This window comes from Wenjunlia vitaminophila DSM 41686 (genome assembly GCF_000380165.1).
GTDB classification, from domain to species: domain Bacteria; phylum Actinomycetota; class Actinomycetes; order Streptomycetales; family Streptomycetaceae; genus Wenjunlia; species Wenjunlia vitaminophila.
In genome coordinates, this window is record NZ_KB904702.1 from 26,405 (window position 1) to 43,968 (window position 17,564).

At 72.2% G+C, this 17,564-nt stretch carries 17 protein-coding genes; 2 read left to right on the forward strand and 15 right to left on the reverse strand.

What is annotated here, in order from left to right; all coding sequences use genetic code 11:
• Positions 1-7: 7 nt before the first annotated feature.
• Complete coding sequence (locus A3IG_RS0122290; RefSeq protein WP_018385809.1) at positions 8-1,174, forward strand: NADH-quinone oxidoreductase subunit D; 1,167 nt, start codon at positions 8-10, stop codon at positions 1,172-1,174.
• 48 nt (positions 1,175-1,222) lie between these two features.
• Here the strand turns inward: A3IG_RS0122290 and A3IG_RS0122295 are convergent, their stop codons facing one another.
• From A3IG_RS0122295 to A3IG_RS30870, 4 genes are all read right to left on the reverse strand, one after another.
• On the reverse strand, positions 1,223-2,212 hold the full coding sequence (locus A3IG_RS0122295; RefSeq protein ID WP_018385810.1) for a hypothetical protein: 990 nt from the start codon (positions 2,210-2,212) through the stop codon (positions 1,223-1,225).
• Positions 2,213-2,513: 301 nt separating this feature from the next.
• The gene (locus A3IG_RS0122300) at positions 2,514-3,485 is read right to left on the reverse strand and encodes an ABC transporter substrate-binding protein (protein ID WP_018385811.1); all 972 of its coding nucleotides are present in this window, start codon (positions 3,483-3,485) and stop codon (positions 2,514-2,516) included.
• 82 nt (positions 3,486-3,567) lie between these two features.
• Positions 3,568-4,284, reverse strand: a complete 717-nt coding sequence (locus tag A3IG_RS0122305) for an ABC transporter permease (protein ID WP_018385812.1) — start codon at positions 4,282-4,284, stop codon at positions 3,568-3,570.
• Positions 4,281-5,015 (reverse strand): ABC transporter permease, encoded by a 735-nt coding sequence (locus tag A3IG_RS30870; protein WP_051087601.1) that lies wholly within the window; start codon positions 5,013-5,015, stop codon positions 4,281-4,283. The genes A3IG_RS0122305 and A3IG_RS30870 overlap by 4 nt, the downstream gene beginning before the upstream one ends.
• A gap of 199 nt (positions 5,016-5,214) precedes the next feature.
• Between A3IG_RS30870 and A3IG_RS0122315 the strand changes: the two genes are divergently transcribed.
• Entirely contained in the window at positions 5,215-6,375 is a 1,161-nt protein-coding gene (locus A3IG_RS0122315; RefSeq protein WP_018385814.1) for an ABC transporter ATP-binding protein, read from the forward strand.
• Between the two features lie 29 nt (positions 6,376-6,404).
• On the opposite strand, the gene A3IG_RS0122320 is transcribed toward A3IG_RS0122315, so the two are convergent.
• The 11 genes from A3IG_RS0122320 to dacB form a co-directional block, all read right to left on the reverse strand.
• Positions 6,405-6,893, reverse strand: a complete 489-nt coding sequence (locus A3IG_RS0122320; RefSeq protein ID WP_026220552.1) for a DUF3180 domain-containing protein — start codon at positions 6,891-6,893, stop codon at positions 6,405-6,407.
• Positions 6,894-6,945: 52 nt separating this feature from the next.
• Entirely contained in the window at positions 6,946-7,530 is a 585-nt protein-coding gene (gene folK, locus A3IG_RS0122325; RefSeq protein ID WP_018385816.1) for a 2-amino-4-hydroxy-6-hydroxymethyldihydropteridine diphosphokinase, read from the reverse strand.
• Entirely contained in the window at positions 7,527-7,886 is a 360-nt protein-coding gene (gene folB, locus A3IG_RS0122330) for a dihydroneopterin aldolase (protein WP_018385817.1), read from the reverse strand. The genes folK and folB overlap by 4 nt, the downstream gene beginning before the upstream one ends.
• A gap of 266 nt (positions 7,887-8,152) precedes the next feature.
• Complete coding sequence (locus A3IG_RS0122335; RefSeq protein WP_018385818.1) at positions 8,153-8,611, reverse strand: nuclear transport factor 2 family protein; 459 nt, start codon at positions 8,609-8,611, stop codon at positions 8,153-8,155.
• A complete protein-coding gene (gene folP, locus A3IG_RS0122340; protein WP_201787499.1) occupies positions 8,608-9,492 on the reverse strand; it encodes a dihydropteroate synthase in 885 nt (294 codons plus the stop codon). Before folP ends, A3IG_RS0122335 begins: the two co-directional genes overlap by 4 nt.
• Before the next feature lie 71 nt (positions 9,493-9,563).
• The gene (folE, locus tag A3IG_RS0122345) at positions 9,564-10,169 is read right to left on the reverse strand and encodes a GTP cyclohydrolase I FolE (RefSeq protein WP_018385820.1); all 606 of its coding nucleotides are present in this window, start codon (positions 10,167-10,169) and stop codon (positions 9,564-9,566) included.
• Between the two features lie 189 nt (positions 10,170-10,358).
• Positions 10,359-12,380: an ATP-dependent zinc metalloprotease FtsH gene (gene ftsH / locus A3IG_RS0122350; protein WP_018385821.1), complete on the reverse strand. Its 2,022-nt coding sequence runs from the start codon at positions 12,378-12,380 to the stop codon at positions 10,359-10,361.
• 252 nt (positions 12,381-12,632) lie between these two features.
• Entirely contained in the window at positions 12,633-13,172 is a 540-nt protein-coding gene (gene hpt, locus A3IG_RS0122355; RefSeq protein ID WP_040912134.1) for a hypoxanthine phosphoribosyltransferase, read from the reverse strand.
• A gap of 27 nt (positions 13,173-13,199) precedes the next feature.
• Complete coding sequence (gene tilS, locus A3IG_RS0122360; RefSeq protein ID WP_018385823.1) at positions 13,200-14,495, reverse strand: tRNA lysidine(34) synthetase TilS; 1,296 nt, start codon at positions 14,493-14,495, stop codon at positions 13,200-13,202.
• 263 nt (positions 14,496-14,758) lie between these two features.
• The gene (locus tag A3IG_RS0122365) at positions 14,759-15,910 is read right to left on the reverse strand and encodes a zinc-dependent metalloprotease (RefSeq protein ID WP_018385824.1); all 1,152 of its coding nucleotides are present in this window, start codon (positions 15,908-15,910) and stop codon (positions 14,759-14,761) included.
• Between the two features lie 52 nt (positions 15,911-15,962).
• Entirely contained in the window at positions 15,963-17,486 is a 1,524-nt protein-coding gene (gene dacB, locus A3IG_RS0122370) for a D-alanyl-D-alanine carboxypeptidase/D-alanyl-D-alanine endopeptidase (RefSeq protein WP_026220553.1), read from the reverse strand.
• Positions 17,487-17,564 lie beyond the last annotated feature (78 nt).

A 17,564-nucleotide genomic window follows, 5' to 3' on the forward strand; every position in this document is an offset into this window, starting at 1 on the left:
GAGCAACATGACGGAGACGACGGTCGGCATCGGCGGCGCGGCGGGTTCCTTCGGCGCGGGTACCGGTCAGGGCACCGACATGGTGCTGAACATCGGTCCGCAGCACCCCTCCACCCACGGCGTGCTCCGGCTGCGGCTGGTTCTGGACGGGGAGCGGATCGCCGCGGCCGAACCGATCGTCGGGTACATGCACCGCGGCGCGGAGAAGCTGTTCGAGGCGCGGGACTACCGGCAGATCATCATGCTGGCCAACCGGCATGACTGGCTGTCGGCGTTCTCCAACGAGCTGGGCGTGGTCCTGGCCGTGGAGCGGATGCTGGGCATGGAGGTGCCCGCGCGCGCGGTGTGGCTCCGCACCCTGCTCGCGGAGCTGAACCGGGTCCTGAACCACCTGATGTTCCTGGGTTCCTATCCGCTCGAGCTGGGCGGGATCACCCCGATCTTCTACGCGTTCACCGAGCGCGAGGAGCTCCAGCGGGTGATGGAGGAGGTCTCCGGCGGCCGGATGCACTACATGTTCAACCGGGTCGGCGGGCTCAAGGACGAGTTGCCGGCCGGCTGGACCGGGCGGGCCCGCACCACCGTGGCCCGGGTGCGGTCCCAGATGGGCCGGCTGGACGACCTGGTGCTGGGCAACGAGATCTTCCGGGGCCGCACCCGGGGCGTGGGCCGGCTCGACGCGGGCACGGTGCACGCCTACGGCGTCAGCGGGCCGGTCGCCCGCGCCTCCGGCGTCGACTTCGACCTGCGCCGCGACGAGCCGTACCTGGCGTACGGGGAGTTGGCCGACGTCCTGCGGGTGGTCACCCGGACGGAGGGCGACTGCCTGGCCCGTTTCGAGTGCCTGCTCGACCAGGTGCACAACAGCCTGGACCTGGCCGACGCCTGTCTGGAAAGACTCGCCGAGCTGCCCCCGGGCCCGGTGAACCAGCGGCTGCCCAAGGTGCTCAAGGCGCCCGAGGGCCACACCTACGCCTGGACGGAGAACCCGCTGGGCCTCAACGGCTACTACCTGGTCTCCCGGGGCGAGAAGACCCCGTGGCGGTTGAAGCTGCGCTCCGCCTCGTACAACAACGTGCAGGCGCTGGTGGAACTGCTGCCCGGGACCCTGGTCTCCGACATGGTGGCGATCCTGGGATCGCTGTTCTTCGTCGTGGGGGACGTGGACAAGTGACGTCGGCCCGTCCGGTGCCCCCCGGCCGCGGAGGGCACCGGACGGGGCCTACAGGGCGCGGAGTTCGCGGACGTCGATGGTCTCGGTCTCGTCGTGCTCGGTGAGGTCGATGACCGCCGGGTCCTCGTGGGTGAGTTCGTCGCCGATGACGTCTGCGAGGTCCTCGGAGCCCGCGGGCCCCTGTGGGCTGGCGGCGCGGGCGGCCAGCGGCCGTCCCAGGCCGAAGTAGTCGAAGCCCGGCTCGGGCACCGTCCTGGGCCTCGGGGCCGCCTGGGGCACCACGGCGACCGCGGCGGCCGGGCGGACCGGGGCCGGCAGGTGGTGTGCGGGGGCTGACGTCGGCTCGGACGGCCGGTCGGCGACCGGCCGCACCTCCGTGGCGTCGGCGCCCCCGCCGGGCTGGTGCCCGCTGGCCCGCTCCGCCGCGGGCTGGTCGTGCCGGTGCCGGGCCGGTTCCAGGGGCTCGGGCCTCTCGGTCCGGGCCAGCTCGGCCCGGGCCGCGGCGACCTGGGGGACCGCGCCGGGGGCGGGCAGCGCCGGGGCCCGGCGCGGCTGCGTCCCCGCCGGACGGACCGCCAGCGGCCCCGCGGGGGTGGACCCCAGGGCCCGCGGCTGGGGGTGGCGTGGCCCGCGCGCCAGGGCGTCCAGCGCCGCGTTGGCCCGCAGGAACGCCACGGGGGTGAGCTTGGGGGCCACCGCGGTGCCCGGGGTCTGCGCCAACCGGGCGCTCTCCAGGGCGGCGGCGCGCTCCAACTCGGCCTTGGCGTAGCGGCGGAGCAGGTCGGCGTGTTCTCCGCGGAGCCGGGTCAGCTCGGACCGTTTGGCGTTGAGCTTGCGGCTCAACGCGGCGCGGACCTGCCCCAGTTCCTCGGCCTGGGACTCAAGATCACTGATGCGCTCCTCCATGCGCCGTTCCTCGCGCAGCCGCTCGGCGTGCACCCGGGCGAACTCGCGCTCGGCAGCGCGGTCCCGCCGGTGGAGCAGGACCGCGCCGCCGCCCGCGGCGGCTGCGGCCACCGCGACGATCACGCGGAGCACCAGCGGGTCATCGCTCAGCCAGGCGCCGCCGGCGCAGGCTATGGCTAGCGCTGCGGCCGACAGTAGGGGAAGGAACCTGCGCAACGGCGATGAGTGGCGGTGTCGTCCACGTGGCATGGGCTGAAACTTAGCGCGCGCGCGGTGCTTTTGGGGGACGCCGGGCCGATTTGCCAGGACCTAATACGACCGGTGTCCGCGCCGGTACTGGACGTGCCCGTAACCAGCCATTCAGGTCCGGACCAAGCGCCCGGACCGGACGGGCGGGCACCGTTGCCGACGCCCGCCCGGACCGTGCCAGGGCTCAGATCAGGCCCTTGGACTTCAGGTACTCCTTGGCCACGTCGCCGGGCTTCTCCCGCCGCGCGTCGACCTTCTTGTTGAGTTCGGTGAGGTCCTCGGTGGTCAGCACCTCGGTCAGCTTGTTGAGCACCTCGGCGATCTCGGCGGACCCGGCGTCCTTGGCGTTGACCACCGGCACCACGTTGTCGGCGTTCTGCAGGTGCTTGTCGTCCTCCAACAGCACCAGGCCGAACTGGTCGAGGGTGGCGTCGGTGGTCGTGGTCAGCACCAGTTGGTCGGAGCCGGTCTTCACCGCCTGCTTGGCGGCCACCGTGCCCACGCCCTTGGGATCGACCTCGGTGATGTCGATGCCGTAGGTCTTCTCCAGGCCGGGCTCGCAGTACGGGCGGTCGGGGCACTCGTCACCCGCGGCCAGCTTGACCTTCAGCTTGGCCTTGCCCAGGTCGGAGAGCGTGGTGAGGTTGTGCTCCTTCGCGTAGTCCTTGGACACCGCGAACGCGTTCTGGTCCACGGCCTTGCCGGGCTCGAGCACCTTGAGCCCCGCCTTGTCGGCGAGGGTCCGCAGCTCCCGCACGGTGGCCTGCACGTCCGGGGACGCCACCGGTTTCGCCGAGGGACCGTTGACCTTGCGGTTGAGGAACTCGGCGAGGGTGGCGGCGTACTCGGGGACGATGTCCACCGCGCCCTTCTCCAGCTCCGGCAGGTACAGCTCGCGCTTGGCCGTCTTGGTGGAGGTCTGGTAACCGGCGTCGGACAGGAGTTGCGCGTACAGCTCGGCCAACACCTTGCCCTCGGTGAAGTCACCGGCGCCGATGACCAACGAGCCCTTGTCGCCGCCGCTGTCACCGCCCTCGTCCTCCAGGCTGTCGCCGTCACCGCAGCCGGTGAGAACCAGGAGCGCCGCGGCGCCCACGGCCACCGCGGCGGTGGCCCGCCGGCCGCGGCGGGCGGAGGCAGTCGTCGATGTGCTCATCACTAGGTCACCATCCAGGAAAAAGATCAGTAGGGGCGGGACAACAACGCGGAGGGGGTAACAGCACGGTCAGTCCCGTCGGTCACGCCGCGACGTCGGCGGCGGTCCGGGGCGTGGCGGCCGGCGCGGGCCCGCGCCCCGATCGGTTGGGGTCGAACAGCTTCTGGAGGACCACGAACACGCACTCGACGAGCATCGCCAGCACCGCCACCAGGATCGCGCCGGCCACCACCTGCGGGGTGTTCTGCCGGGCGAAACCCGCGGTGATGATCCGGCCGAGGCCACCGCCGCCCGGCAGCGCGGCGAGCGTGGCGGTCGCCACCACCTGCACCGCGGCGGAACGGACCCCTGTCATGATCAACGGCATGGCGAGCGGGACCTCCACCCGCCACAGCACCTGGGGGCCCGTCATGCCCATCCCGCGTGCGGCCTGCACCACGTCGGGATCGACGTCGCGCACGCCGACGTAGGCGTTGGTGAGCAGGGGCGGCACCGCGAAGAGCACCAGGGCGATGACCGTGGGCCAGTCCCCGTGCGTGCCCACCGGGCTGAGCAGCAGCAGCACCAGGACGGCGAAGGTGGGGACGGCCCGGCCCACGTTGGCGATGTTGACGGCGAGCGCGCCGCCGCGGCCCAGGTGCCCGAGGAGCAGCGCCACCGGCAGGGCGAGGGCGCCGGAGATGAGCAGGCAGACCACGGTGAGGTAGACGTGCTCGCCCAGCCGGTGCCACACCCCGGCCGTCCCCGACCAGTTGGCGCCGGTGGTGAGCCACGTCCAGGCGTCGGGGAGGGCGTTCACGTCCGCACCACCTCCGGGGAGGGCGCGGTCCGGCGTCCGAGCCGCCGACCCGACGCCGCGCCGGCGCGCGCCCAGGGGGTGAGCAGCCGTTGCACCAGCAGCAGCAGGACGTCGGCGGTGACCGCGATCAGCACGCAGAGCGTGGACGCGGTGAGCACCTGGGCCTTGAAGAGGTTCTCCATGCCGGAGTAGATGAGGTTCCCCAGGCCGCCGTGGCCGACGATGGCGCCGACGGTGACCAGGGAGACGGTGGAGACGGTGGCGATCCGCACCCCGGCCATGATCGCCGGGAGCGCCAGCCGGACCTCGACCCCGAACAGCAGCCGGACCGATCCGTAGCCCATGCCGCGGGCCGCCTCGCGCACCTCCTCGGGAACGCCGCGCAGCCCGGCGAGGATGTTCCGGACCAGGATGGTGAGGGAGTACAGGACCAGGCCGGTGACCACGACCGATGCCGAGAGGCCGTAGACCGGGAGCAGCAGCGAGAACATCGCCAGCGACGGGATCGTGTAGAGGACGGTGGTCAGGCCGAGGACGCCGCCGGCCGCGAACCGCCAGCGACGGGCGAGCAGGGCCAGGGGGAAGGCCACCGCGAGCCCGATCAGCATCGAGACGCCGGTCAGCTCCAGGTGCTGCACCGTGGCGTCGATCAGTTCCTGTTTACGGGTGCGCAGGTACTCCCCGCACACCCACTCGTTGGAGACAAGACAGTTGTCGGACTGGGCGGTCAGCGGGTACGCCGCCGCATCTGCTGAGATCACGCGGCTCTCCCTTCCCCCGTTCGCCGCGAATATCCGTGCGCCACGTCCACCGGCCGAGGCCCACTCAGCCGAGACTAACGTGCGACACCGTCACTCACGCCAGCTACGCGAGGTACGGTCGAGTACGGCCCGACGCCCTTCCGGGGCGCTGTCGCACCTGTGGGGAACGATGATCCGGTTCGAACACGTGAGCAAGCGCTATCCGGACGGCACCACCGCGGTGGACGACCTGTCGTTCGAAGTGAAGGAAGGGGAACTGGTCACCCTGGTGGGCCCGTCCGGCTGCGGCAAGACGACCACCATGAAGATGGTCAACCGGCTGATCGAGCCGACTTCCGGTCGCATCCTCCTGAACGACGAGGACATCGCGGGGATCGACCCGGTGAGACTGCGCCGCCGCATCGGGTACGTCATCCAGCAGGTGGGGCTGTTCCCGCACAAGACCGTGCTGGACAACACGGCCACCGTGCCCGCCCTGCTGGGGTGGAAGCGGGCCAGGGCACGGGAGCGCGCCGCCGAGCTGCTCGACCTGGTGGGGCTCGACCCGTCCACGTTCGGCAGCCGCTACCCCGACCAGCTCTCCGGCGGCCAGCGGCAGCGGGTGGGCGTGGCCAGGGCGCTCGCCGCCGACCCCCCCGTCCTGCTGATGGACGAGCCGTTCGGCGCCGTGGACCCCGTGGTGCGCGAACACCTCCAGACGGAGTTCCTGCGGCTCCAGGACGCGGTACGCAAGACGGTGCTGTTCGTCACGCACGACATCGAGGAGGCGGTCCGGCTCGGTGACCGGATAGCCGTCTACGGCGCCGGTCGGATCGAGCAGTACGACTCCCCCGCACTGGTCCTCGGCGCCCCGGCCACCCCCTACGTCGCCGACTTCGTCGGGGCCGACCGGGGGCTGAAGCGCCTGTCCGTCACCCAGATCGAGACCGGCGACCTGGAACAGCCCCCGGTGGTCCACCTCAACGACCCCGTCGCCAAGGCGATCACCCGGATGGGGGCGGACGGCGCCCGGTGGGCCGTGGTGCTGGACGACGACGGCAGCCTGCACGGCTGGGTCTCGGCCGAGACGATGTCCCCCGAACGGCCCGGCACGGTCCGCGAGCACGCCCGCCGGATGGAGGCCTGGGTGCCCGTCGGAGCCGATCTCAAGCAGGCGTTCAGCGTGATGCTCCAGCACGACGCGGGGTGGATAGCGGTGTTGGACGACAACCGCTTCCTCGGGGTGCTGACCCCGTCCAGCCTGCACGAGGCGCTGCGCCGCTCCATCGACGCGGACAGCGAGGGGGTGCCGCGCGCCGAGGTGGTCTTCGACTCGATCGCCACCGTGTGAGGACCGGGTGCCGCCCGCACCCGGCCGTCTCAGGAACCGTTCCGGCGCCCCCGGCCGTGCGACTCGTCGTCGTCCGGGAGCCGGCACACCCGCTCCAGGCAGATCGCGGCGACTATCACCGCGATGCTCGCGACCACCGAGAGCCCGGCGTAGACGGCCTGGTTCCGCCGCGGCGGAACCTCGAGCTGGCCCAGCAGGAACGCGCCCATCCCGCCGTACATCCCCCCGACCAGCGCCGCCACCAGCGCGCTCGCCTGGCCGAACACCACCGCGCGGGCCGCCAACAGCGGGTCGAGGCCCTTGGCGCCGGGTTCCCGCTCCCGTTGCGCCCTCAGCCGGGAACGGAACGACAGCGCCGTGGCGCCCAGCACCACCGCGATGATCGCCAACACGATCGGCGCCGCCACCGGCACCGCCGGCAGTGACCCCATCGAGTCCCACAGCCGGGCTCCACCCCAGGACAGGACCCCGGTCACCAGTGTGATCCCGGCCAGCACCCGCACCCGAAGTCGCTTCACCGCGTTGGGCTCCTCACGTTCACATCGGCCCCGTCGCCTTACCGACCCGACCCTACTCGGGCAGGTGCAGCGAAATGTCCTCGCGGTGGATCACGCCCTGGCGGCCCACGGTCCCCAACAGGTCCACCACCCGGCCCCGACCGGGCAGCACGGCGTCCGGGTCCACGTCCGCCCAGGGCGCGAGGACGAACGCCCGCTCGTGCGCCCGGGGGTGCGGCAGGGTCAGTGCCGGGTCGGTGGAGACCACGTCCTGGTAGGTGACGATGTCCACGTCGATGGTGCGCGGCGCCCAGCGTTCCTCCCGGACCCGGTGGAACGCCTCCTCGATCGCCCCGGCACGTTCCAGCAGCGAGAACGGGGGCAGCGTGGTCTTGATCAGGACCACCGCGTTGAAGTAGTTCGGCTGGCCCACCACCCCGACCGGTTCTGTCTCGTACACCGGGGAGACGGCCTTGACCCGGAGCCCGGGGGTGTCCTCCAACGCGTCCACCGCGCCCTGAAGGGTCTCCAGCCGGTTGCCCAGGTTGCTGCCGAGCGACAGCACGGCCGCCTTCGGGTTGTGCAACGTGGTGTCGGCCGCGTCCACCTGCTGTTCGACGGAGGCGGGAACGGGCTGCGCCGCCGGGTCCGAACTCATGTACGCCTCCGGGTGATGGTGATGGTGACGTCGTCGAAGGGGACGGTGATCGGCGCCTGGGGCTTGTGCACGGTCACCTCCACCTCCCGCACGACGTCGTGCTTCAGGCAGACCTGGGCGATCCGCTCGGCGAGCGTCTCGATCAGGTCCACCGGTTCCCCCCGGACGACCTCCACGACCTGCTCCGCCACGACGCCGTAGTGGACCGTCTGCCGCAGGTCGTCGGCGGCGGCCGCGGGCCTGGTGTCCAGGCCGAGCACCAGGTCCACCACGAACGGCTGGCCCAGTTCGCGTTCGGACGGCAGCACGCCGTGGTGTCCACGCGCCTTCAGGCCGCGCAGCGCGACACGGTCCACGAGAAACCTCCTCCTAGGCGTTGACCGACGGTACGACACATGCTGGGCGAGGTCACCGAAACGGGCGGCGACGATCTGCGGTACTTCGCGGGCTGACCGGCGAAACGGTCAGTGGGATGCGAAAATACCGGACACGACCGCACAAGTCGCCGGCAGGCGGCCCCTCACGCCGCGCCGCCTCCTTACCCAGAGCCGGGGAGTCCTACACCGTGTCCGCCCGTCCGGGCCGGGCACGGGTCCCGTGTCCGGCCCGGACACGGGACCCGTCAGGGTCCCTCGGAGGGCTCGTCCTCGGCCTCGTCCTCCTCGGCGCCGGCGAGGACCGGTGAGCCGTGGTGCGACCACAGCCGCCAGTCGCCCGTGGGCGTGCGGCGGAAGATGTTGGTGGCCACCACCAGCTCGCCCATCAGCGGTCCCGCACCGCCGTCCGGTTCCGCCGGGCCGCCGCTGAGGATGTTCTCGGTGCACGTCACCAGGGCGGTCTCGCCGTCCACGGTGACCTGCACGTCCGTGAGGAAGAACTGGATGTACTCGGTGTTCGCCATGATCAGGGCGTAGGAGCGGAGGACGTCCACCCGCCCCCGCAGCACCGGCCACCCCGGATGGACGCAACTGATCTCGTCGTCCAGCCAGACCTCCGCCATCCGGTCCAGGTCACCGCGCTCCATCGCCTCGTAGAAGGCGGTGTTGGCCTGCTCGACCTGCTCGACGTCCACCCCGCTCACGCGGTCCTCCCGGCCGGGGTGTCGGGGGTGGCGTCGTCCAGGGCCTGGGCCACACGGACGGCGTCGGCCGAGGCGGCCACCTCGTGGACCCGGACCGCCCAGGCGCCGTCCCTCGCGGCCAGGGCGGAGACCGCGGCCGAGGCGGCGTCCCGTCCTCTGGGCGGTGGCGGGGTCTGCCCCGCGCCGGCCAGCACCCGACCGAGGAACCGCTTGCGGGAGGCGGCCACCAGCAGCGGCCGGCCCAGCTCGGCACGGAGCCTGGGCAGCGCCGCGAGCAGGGCGAGGTCGTGCTCGGCGTTCTTGGCGAACCCGAGCCCAGGGTCCACGATCACCCGCTCGGGGGCGACCCCGCCGGCCACCACGGCCCGCACCCGGTCGCCGAGCTCCCGCAGCACCTCACCGACCACGTCGGCGTACTCCGCCTTGGCGTGCATGTCCACGCTGGGACCGCGCCAGTGCATCACCACGAACGGGACCTCGGCGGCGGCCACCATCGGGACCATCGCCGGGTCGGCGAGACCGCCGCTGACGTCGTTGACCAGGGCCGCCCCCGCCTCAAGGGCGCGTTCGGCGACGCTGGCCCGCATGGTGTCCACGCTCACCACCACCCCGGCGTCGGCGAGCGCCCGCACCACCGGGACCACCCGGCGCAGCTCCTCGGCCTCGTCCACCCGCAGCGCCCCGGGGCGGGTGGACTCGCCGCCCACGTCCACCAGGTCGGCCCCGGTGGCGACCAGGTCGAGCCCGCGTGCCACGGCCTTCTCCGCGTCGAACCACTGCCCGCCGTCGGAGAACGAGTCGGGCGTGACGTTGACCACACCCATGACCGCACACCTGTGGTACTCGGCCAGTCCGGCCACCTGGCCGCGCATCGTCCTCATGGGTCCAGCCTAGGCGGCTGTCGCGGAGCCGCCGCTCGGGGACCGCCGGCGACGCCGCGGGGCCCGCGGGTTCAGCCCAGGATCAGGCTCATCGCCTCGGCCCGCGAGGTGGCGTCGCGGAGCTGGCCGCGCACCGCCGAGGTGGTGGTCTTGGCGCCCGGCTTGCGGATGCCGCGCAGCGACATGCACATGTGCTCGCACTCGATGACCACGATCACCCCGCGTGCCTCCAGGATGCTCACCAGGGAGTCGGCGATCTGGGTGGTGAGACGTTCCTGCACCTGGGGCCTGCGGGCGTAGACGTCCACCAGCCGGGCCAGCTTGGACAGGCCGGTGATCTTGCCCGAGGAGGCCGGGATGTAGCCGATGTGCGCCACGCCGTGGAACGGGAGCAGGTGGTGTTCGCACATGGAGAACACCTCGATGTCCTTGACCAGCACCATCTCGTCGTGGCCGAGGTCGAACGTGGTGGTCAGCACGTCGTGCGGGTCCTGCCAGAGCCCGGCGAAGATCTCCTTGTACGACCGGGCCACCCGGGCCGGAGTGTCCCGCAGCCCGTCCCGGTCAGGGTCCTCCCCCACGGCTATCAGCAGCTCGCGCACCGCGTTCTCGACGCGCTCGTGGTCGAAGACGCCCGCGGCCCCTTGGGAGCCGTCCAGGGTCACGGGATCGGTCATCTGTGCCTCATTCCTCGGATCTGAAGTGCGCTACCGGCACGGCACGGGCCGCACCCGCCGCCCGAACCGGGAGCCACCTGGAGCAACCGGGGCTCCGGACTGCCCCGAGACGCCGGATGCCGCACTCCCCAGGCTAGAGCCCGGGAAATGCGGCATCCATTCCGGGTTGGCCCCGGTCGGCGTACGTCGTCAGTTGCCGTCCGACGGGTCCTCCGGGCCCGGCAGGTGCACCGAGTCGCCGGGGCCGCTGCCGTTGCTCGGCTGGGCGACGCCGTTGGTCAGCGCCAGCTCCTTCGGCGAGAGCACCGGCGGCCGGGTGGACGGGGTGCGCTGGGCGGAGCCCGTCCAGGCCGGGCGGGCGGGACGCTTGACCACCGGGGCGAAGATCTCCGCGATCTGCTCCTTGTTCAGCGTCTCCTTCTCCAGCAGCGCCATGACGAGGTTGTCCAGCACGTCCCGGTTCTCCACCAGGATCTCCCAGGCCTCGTTGTGCGCGGCCTCGATGAGCTTCTTGACCTCCTCGTCCACCAGCGCCGCGACCTCCTCGGAGTAGTCACGCTGGTGGGCCATCTCCCGGCCGAGGAACGGCTCGGAGTTGTCCGAGCCGAACTTGATCGCGCCCAGCCGCTCGGTCATGCCGTACTGGGTGACCATGGCCCGCGCGGTCGCGGTGGCCTTCTCGATGTCGTTGGCCGCACCGGTGGTCGGGTCGTGGAACACCAACTCCTCCGCCGCGCGCCCGCCCAGCATGTACGCGAGCTGGTCGAGCATCTCGTTGCGGGTGGTGGAGTACTTGTCCTCGTCCGGCAGGACCATCGTGTAGCCCAGGGCCCGGCCGCGGGACAGGATGGTGATCTTGTGCACCGGGTCGGCGTTCGGCGACGCCGCCGCCACCAGGGCGTGGCCGCCCTCGTGGTAGGCGGTGATCTTCTTTTCCTTGTCGCTCATGATCCGGGTCCGCTTCTGCGGTCCGGCCACCACCCGGTCGATCGCCTCGTCCAGCGTCTGGTTGTCCACCAGCTTCTTGTCCGAACGCGCGGTGAGCAGCGCGGCCTCGTTCAGCACGTTGCTCAGGTCGGCACCGGTGAAGCCGGGGGTCCTGCGGGCCACCGCGGACAGGTCCACGTCGGGCGCGATCGGCTTGCCCTTCTGGTGCACCTTCAGGATCGCCAGGCGACCCTGCATGTCCGGGCGCTCCACCGCGATCTGCCGGTCGAAACGGCCGGGGCGCAGCAGGGCCGGGTCGAGGATGTCCGGGCGGTTGGTGGCGGCGATGAGGATCACGCCGCCCTTGACGTCGAAGCCGTCCATCTCGACCAGGAGCTGGTTCAGGGTCTGCTCCCGCTCGTCGTGCCCGCCGCCGAGGCCCGCGCCGCGGTGCCGGCCCACGGCGTCGATCTCGTCCACGAAGACGATCGCCGGGGCGTTCTGCTTGGCCTGCTCGAACAGGTCACGGACCCGCGAGGCACCCACACCGACGAACATCTCGACGAAGTCGGAGCCGGAGATCGAGTAGAACGGGACGCCGGCCTCCCCGGCCACGGCACGGGCCAGCAGGGTCTTGCCGGTACCGGGCGGGCCGTAGAGGAGCACACCCTTGGGGATCTTGGCGCCCACGGCCTGGAACTTGGCGGGCTCCTGGAGGAACTCCTTGATCTCCTGGAGCTCCTCCACCGCCTCGTCGGCGCCCGCGACGTCAGCGAAGGTCGTCTTCGGCGTGTCCTTGGTGATGAGCTTGGCCTTGGACTTGCCGAAGTTCATCACCCGTGAGCCGCCGCCCTGCATCTGGTTCATCAGGAACAGGAAGACGAGCACGATGAGGACGAAGGGAAGCAGGGACAGCAGGATCCCCACGAAGGGGTTCTGCTTGGAGGGCGAGACGGTGTACGAGTCCGGGATCTTGTTGTCCTGGTACTTCTTCTGAAGGACATCGGCCAGGGCGGCTCCCTGGTCACCGATGTAGGAAGCCTTGACCTTGCTGCTGCCCTTGACCTTCGTCCCGTCCTTGAGCTGGACCTTGATGGTCTGCTCGTCGCCGGTGGTCAGCTCTGCTGATTTGACCTTGTCGTCAGCGATCGCCTTGACGACCTCGCCGGTGTCCACCGTCTTGTAGCCGCCCGAGCTCTGGACGACCTGCATCAACACGATCACAGCGAGGACGGCCAGCACGATCCACATGACCGGCCCACGGAAGTAGCGCTTCACGTCCATCCATGCGGGGCGATCGTTCCGCCCCGTCCCTCCTGCCAGATTGAGTGGTGCCCGGGTCGGGCGCGACCAGGGAGCACCAGTGATTTGTCGGACGGTACCTCAGCCATTGTCACCTGAAGCGGGCACGACCGTTAACAAACGTGTCTTGCATCTGCTCCAACGTGAGGAAACGGCAAAGTGTTCCCCAAGCCCGGAGCGCCCCGGTCGGCGTGGCACCAGCCGGGGCCGCCCGGCGACCGACCGCCTGGCGGCTCAGCCGCCGTACACGTGCGGGGCCAGGGTGCCGACGAACGGCAGGTTCCGGTACTTCTCGGCGAAGTCGAGGCCGTAGCCGACCACGAACTCGTTGGGGATGTCGAAGCCCACGTACGCGACGTCGATGTCGACCTGGGCAGCCTCGGGCTTACGCAACAGCGTACACACGGCGAGGGAGGCGGGACCGCGCGAGCCGAGGTTGGTCAGCAGCCAGGACAGGGTCAGCCCCGAGTCGATGATGTCCTCGACGACCAGCACGTGCCGACCGGCGATGTCGGTGTCCAGGTCCTTCAGGATGCGCACCACCCCGGAGGACCTGGTGCCCGAGCCGTACGAGGAGACCGCCATCCAGTCCATGGTCACCGGGGTGGACACGGCCCGGGCGAGATCGGCCATCACCATCACCGCCCCCTTGAGGACACCGACGATGAGCAGGTCCCGGCCCTGGTAGTCCCGGTCGATCCGGCCGGCCAGCTCGGCCAGTTTGGCGTCGATCTCTTCCTTGGTGATGAGCACCGACTTCAGGTCGTTGCCCATGTCCTTCTCGTCCACCCGCGCTACTTCCTACAAGGTCGGATCCGGTGTCGGCTGTCGGGCGCCTGCCGACTTCCTTGTGCCACCGAGGGTGTCACCGACGCGACGACGCCGGAAGAACAGCCTGCCACACCGCCGGTCGGCCTCAACCCCCCCGGGCAGGTGCAGCGGTCCCTGCCCGTGCCAGCCGGTGACCAGACGGTCCACCTCCTCGATGTGCTGGGCGAACAACGAGCCCGCCGGACTGCCCGCGGAGACCGCGGCCCGGCGCAGCACCCGGCGGCGGACCGCGGGGGGCAGCTCCAGCAGCCGGGCGGCGTCCAGGCCGCCGTCGTCCTCGCGGACCTCCGCCTCGGCGCGGGTGGCCCAGCAGTCCAGGGCGTCGGCGTCGTCACGGGAGAGCTGGGCGGTGCGGGCGAGCGCCTCGACGACCCCCTTGCCCAGGGACTTCTCCAGCACCGGCAGGGCCTCGTGCCGGACCCGGGAGCGGGTGTAGGCCGGGTCGGCGTTGTGCGGGTCCTCCCACACGGTCAGGGACTGGGCGTGGCACGCCCTGCGGGTGGTGTCCCGGTCCAGGTGGAGGAAGGGACGGCGGTAGCGGCCGTTCACCGCCGGCATCCCCGAGAGCGAGCGGGTGCCGGAGCCCCTCGCGAGGCCGAGCAGGACGGTTTCGGCCTGGTCGTCACGGGTGTGGCCGAGCAGCACGGCCACGGCGCCGTGCCGCCGGGCCGCGAAGTCCAGTGCGGTGTAGCGGGCGGTGCGGGCGGCGGCCTCCGGGCCGCCCTGGTTGCCCACGGTGACCGCCAGTGCCTCGACCGGGTGCAGGCCCAGGTCGCGCAATCGGTTCGCCACTTCCAGCGCGCGGGTGGTGGAGCCGTCCTGGAGTCCGTGGTCGATGGTGACGGCACCCGGCCTGATGCCGAGCTTGGGGGCCTCGAAGGCCAGCGCGGAGGCCAGCGCCATGGAGTCCGCGCCGCCGCTGCACGCGGCGAGGACCAGCAGGCCGGGGGAGCGGTCGGACGCGGACGGGTCGTGAGCGGCGGGGTCGAGGACGACGGGCTCCGCGGAGCCGCGGTCCGGGGAGCCGGGCTCGACGGGGCGGGCGCCGGGAACGTGGGGGGCGCCGTTCCGGGTGGTGCCGTCGCGGTGGGCGCCGGGTCGATCGAACACGGACCTGGCGGCGCCGGGGGCCGGGTCGGTGTCGCGACCGGTGCCGTTGACCGGGCCGGCCACGCCGGCCCGGCCCGCCTCGAGGTCGCGGAGCACGTCGTGGAGGACCCGGCGGACCGCCAGGCGTATCGCGGCCACCGCGGGGTGGGGACCCATGTAGATCAACTCCTTAGGGCCGCGCGACCCGGCCCTGCGGGCGTCAGGCGGGCCGTGCGGCGACGCACGGGCTGGGGAGTTCCGGTGGGCTCGCTCGGGCCGGATCTGGCCCGGCGATCACCGGCGGGCTCTTGGTCGATCGTGGCAGAAGTCAGGCGATACCCGAGCATCGCACGCGGACCCGGCGATCACGCTCCCTCGGATGGGTGACTGCGGGGTTGACTGGCGGCGCAATAGAGCAATGACGGGGCGTGCTCGCGCACCTACTTTGAGTGTACGCGCGCCACCCACTTCTCCGGGTCCGCGATCTCCTGGCGGGTCGGCAGGGTGTTCGGGGACGTCCAGACGCGGTTGAAACCGGTCATGCCGACCTGCCGCACCACCGCGTTGACGAACCGCTCACCGTCCTTGTACTGCCGCAGCTTCGCGTCGAGGCCGAGCAGCTTGCGCAGCGCCAGGTCGATCCGGCCCGCGCCGTGCTGGCGGCGGCGCTGGAACTTCTCGCGGATCTCCGCCACGGTCGGCACCACCTCGGGCCCCACCCCGTCCATGACGTAGTCCGCGTGGCCCTCGAGCAGGGACATCACCGCGGTGAGCCGGGACAGGATCTCCCGCTGGGTCGGGGTCTGCACGATCTCCAGCATGCTCCGCCCCACCTCGGGGCGGTCCTCGCCCTCCGCGCCGTCCCGGCCGCCCAGCGACTGGAGGGCCTCGCGCACCCGCTCCAGCAGGGTCGCCGGGTCCACCTCGGTCTCGGCGAGGAACGACTGGATCTCGCCCTCGATGTGGTCGCGCAGCCAGGGCACCGCGCTGAACTGGGTGCGGTGGGTCTCCTCGTGCAGGCACACCCACAGCCGGAAGTCGTGCGGTGCCACGTCCAGCTCCCGCTCGACGTGCACGATGTTGGGGGCGACGAGCAGCAGCCGGCCCTGCTGGGCGGTGCCCGGCTCCAGCGTCGCCGGGCCGGCGGGCAGGTCGTGGGTGGCGGGGGCGAAGGTCTCGTACTGGCCCAGCACCCGGGAGGACAGGAACGACAGCAGCATCCCCACCTCGACGCCGGTGACCTTGCCGCCGACCGCACTGATCACGGCACTGCCGGGCACGTTGGCCCGGCGCGCCTGCATCTTGTCCAGCAGCGGACGCAGCACCTCGCGGAAACCGGCCACGTTCGCCTTGATCCACCCGGGTCGGTCCACGATGAGCACGGGGGTGCCCCCGAGGTCCGGGGTCCCGTCGGGCGGCGTCATCGAGGTGAACTCGCGGACGTGCCGCTCCGACGCCTCGGCGTGCCGGCGCAGCTCGCCGACCACCTCACGCGCCTGCTCCCGGTCGACCTCCGGGCCGGGCCGGACCAGCCGGGTCGCGGTCGCCACCGCGAGGTTCCAGTCGACCATCTCCGCTCCACCGATCGTCATAGCCCTCACCGTACGTCGCCGACCGCGGTCAGGGGAGGGCTACCCAGCACCATCAGCGACAACCGCAACGGGCCAGCGCCGCGGCCAACCTGTCGAGGGCCGCCGTGGCCCGGTCCGGGTCGGAGGTCCCGGAGGCGGTGAAGGCGAACGCGAGCAGCCGGCCGTCGGCGTCCACCGTGGTGCCCGCCAGGGTGTTCACCCCGGTGAGGGTGCCGGTCTTGGCCCGCACCAGGCCCGCGGCGCCGGACACCGACCGGCCGGGGCCGGTGGTGTCCTCCGCGGCCCGGTCCGCGCCGTCGGCGTCACCGCCCCGATCCGCTGTGTAGCGGTGCTCTAGGGTGCCGGTGAAACCAGCCACGGGAAGGCCGGTGAGCGCCGACCGTAGCTGCGGGTGCTCCGGGGAGGCGGCCAACGCGAGCAGGTCGGCCAGGAGCTCCGCGGAGAGCTCGTCCTCGCGGTCGAGGCCGCTGCCGTCACGAATCCGCGCGCCGCCCACGTCGAGACCGGCCTCCTCGAGCACCGAGGTCACGGCCCGGCCCGCACCGGCGAAGCTCGCCGGCTCGTTCCTGGCCAGCGCGGTCTGCCGGGCGAGGGCCTCGGCGATGTCGTTGTCGCTGGTGGTCAGGGCGCGCTCGACCATCGTGCCCAGCGGCTGCGAGCGCACCTCGGCCAGCGGCGCGTCGGACGCCTTCGCCCCCCGCCCCGGGCTCGGCTTCCCCCGCACCGCGACGCCTTCCTCCCGCAGCAGGTCGGCGAAGGCCTCCGCGGCGTCCCGGGCCGGGTCGGCCACCCGGGGTGCGTGCCGGGTGCTGCGGGGGTCCACCCGGCCCTCGTCCACCATCAGGGCGGTGACCGGCGCGATGTTCTCGTTCCCCCGGCCGATCGGGTGGTGGCGCGGCCCCGAGTAGGCGGTGGCGTCGTACCGCAGGCGCACGCTCCGCACGCCGCGGTCCCGCAGGGCCGCGGCCGTGGACCCGGCCAGCTCGCGCAGGCTGGCCGGCCGGTCGGAGCCCGCCGTGGAGAGCGCGGTCAGGGTGGGGTCGCCCCCGCCGACCAGCACGATCTCCCTCGCCGACGACCCGGTGGTGACGACGGTGGGGATGCGGTGGTCGGCTCCGAGCACCGTCAGCGCCGCGACCGCTGTCGCGATCTTCATCGTGGACGCCGGGGTGGCCGGAGCCTTCGCCCGCACCCCGTACACCAGTTCCCCGGTGGTGGTGTCGACCACCGCGAGCGAACGCCGTGTGCCCAGGTCCGGGGAGTCGAGCAGCGGGCCGAGGGCGCGCCGCATCCCCTTGGCGGTGGGCAGCGGCAGCTCGGACGCGCCCTTGCCGCCGGGGGCCTGCCGGGCGCCGACCGGGGTCAGGACCCGGGGGGCGGCCCTGGTGGCCCCTTCCTGCCCGCGGCCCTGGCGGTGGTGCGGCAGGTCCGCGGCGGCCCGGCGCTCCGCGGCCCGCTGGCCGCCCTCCCACGGGCCGGCCGCGGTCACCACGACCCCGGCCAGCGCCAGGCCGGTGGCGGCCGACCAGCCCACCACCCGCCAGGTCCCCCTCCCCGCCGGGCCGAGCGAGCCCACCCTGCCGGCCCACCTGACCCAACCGGCCCTCACATCCACCTCTGACCAGCCCCTTCCGCACCTGCCCCACGTCCGTGA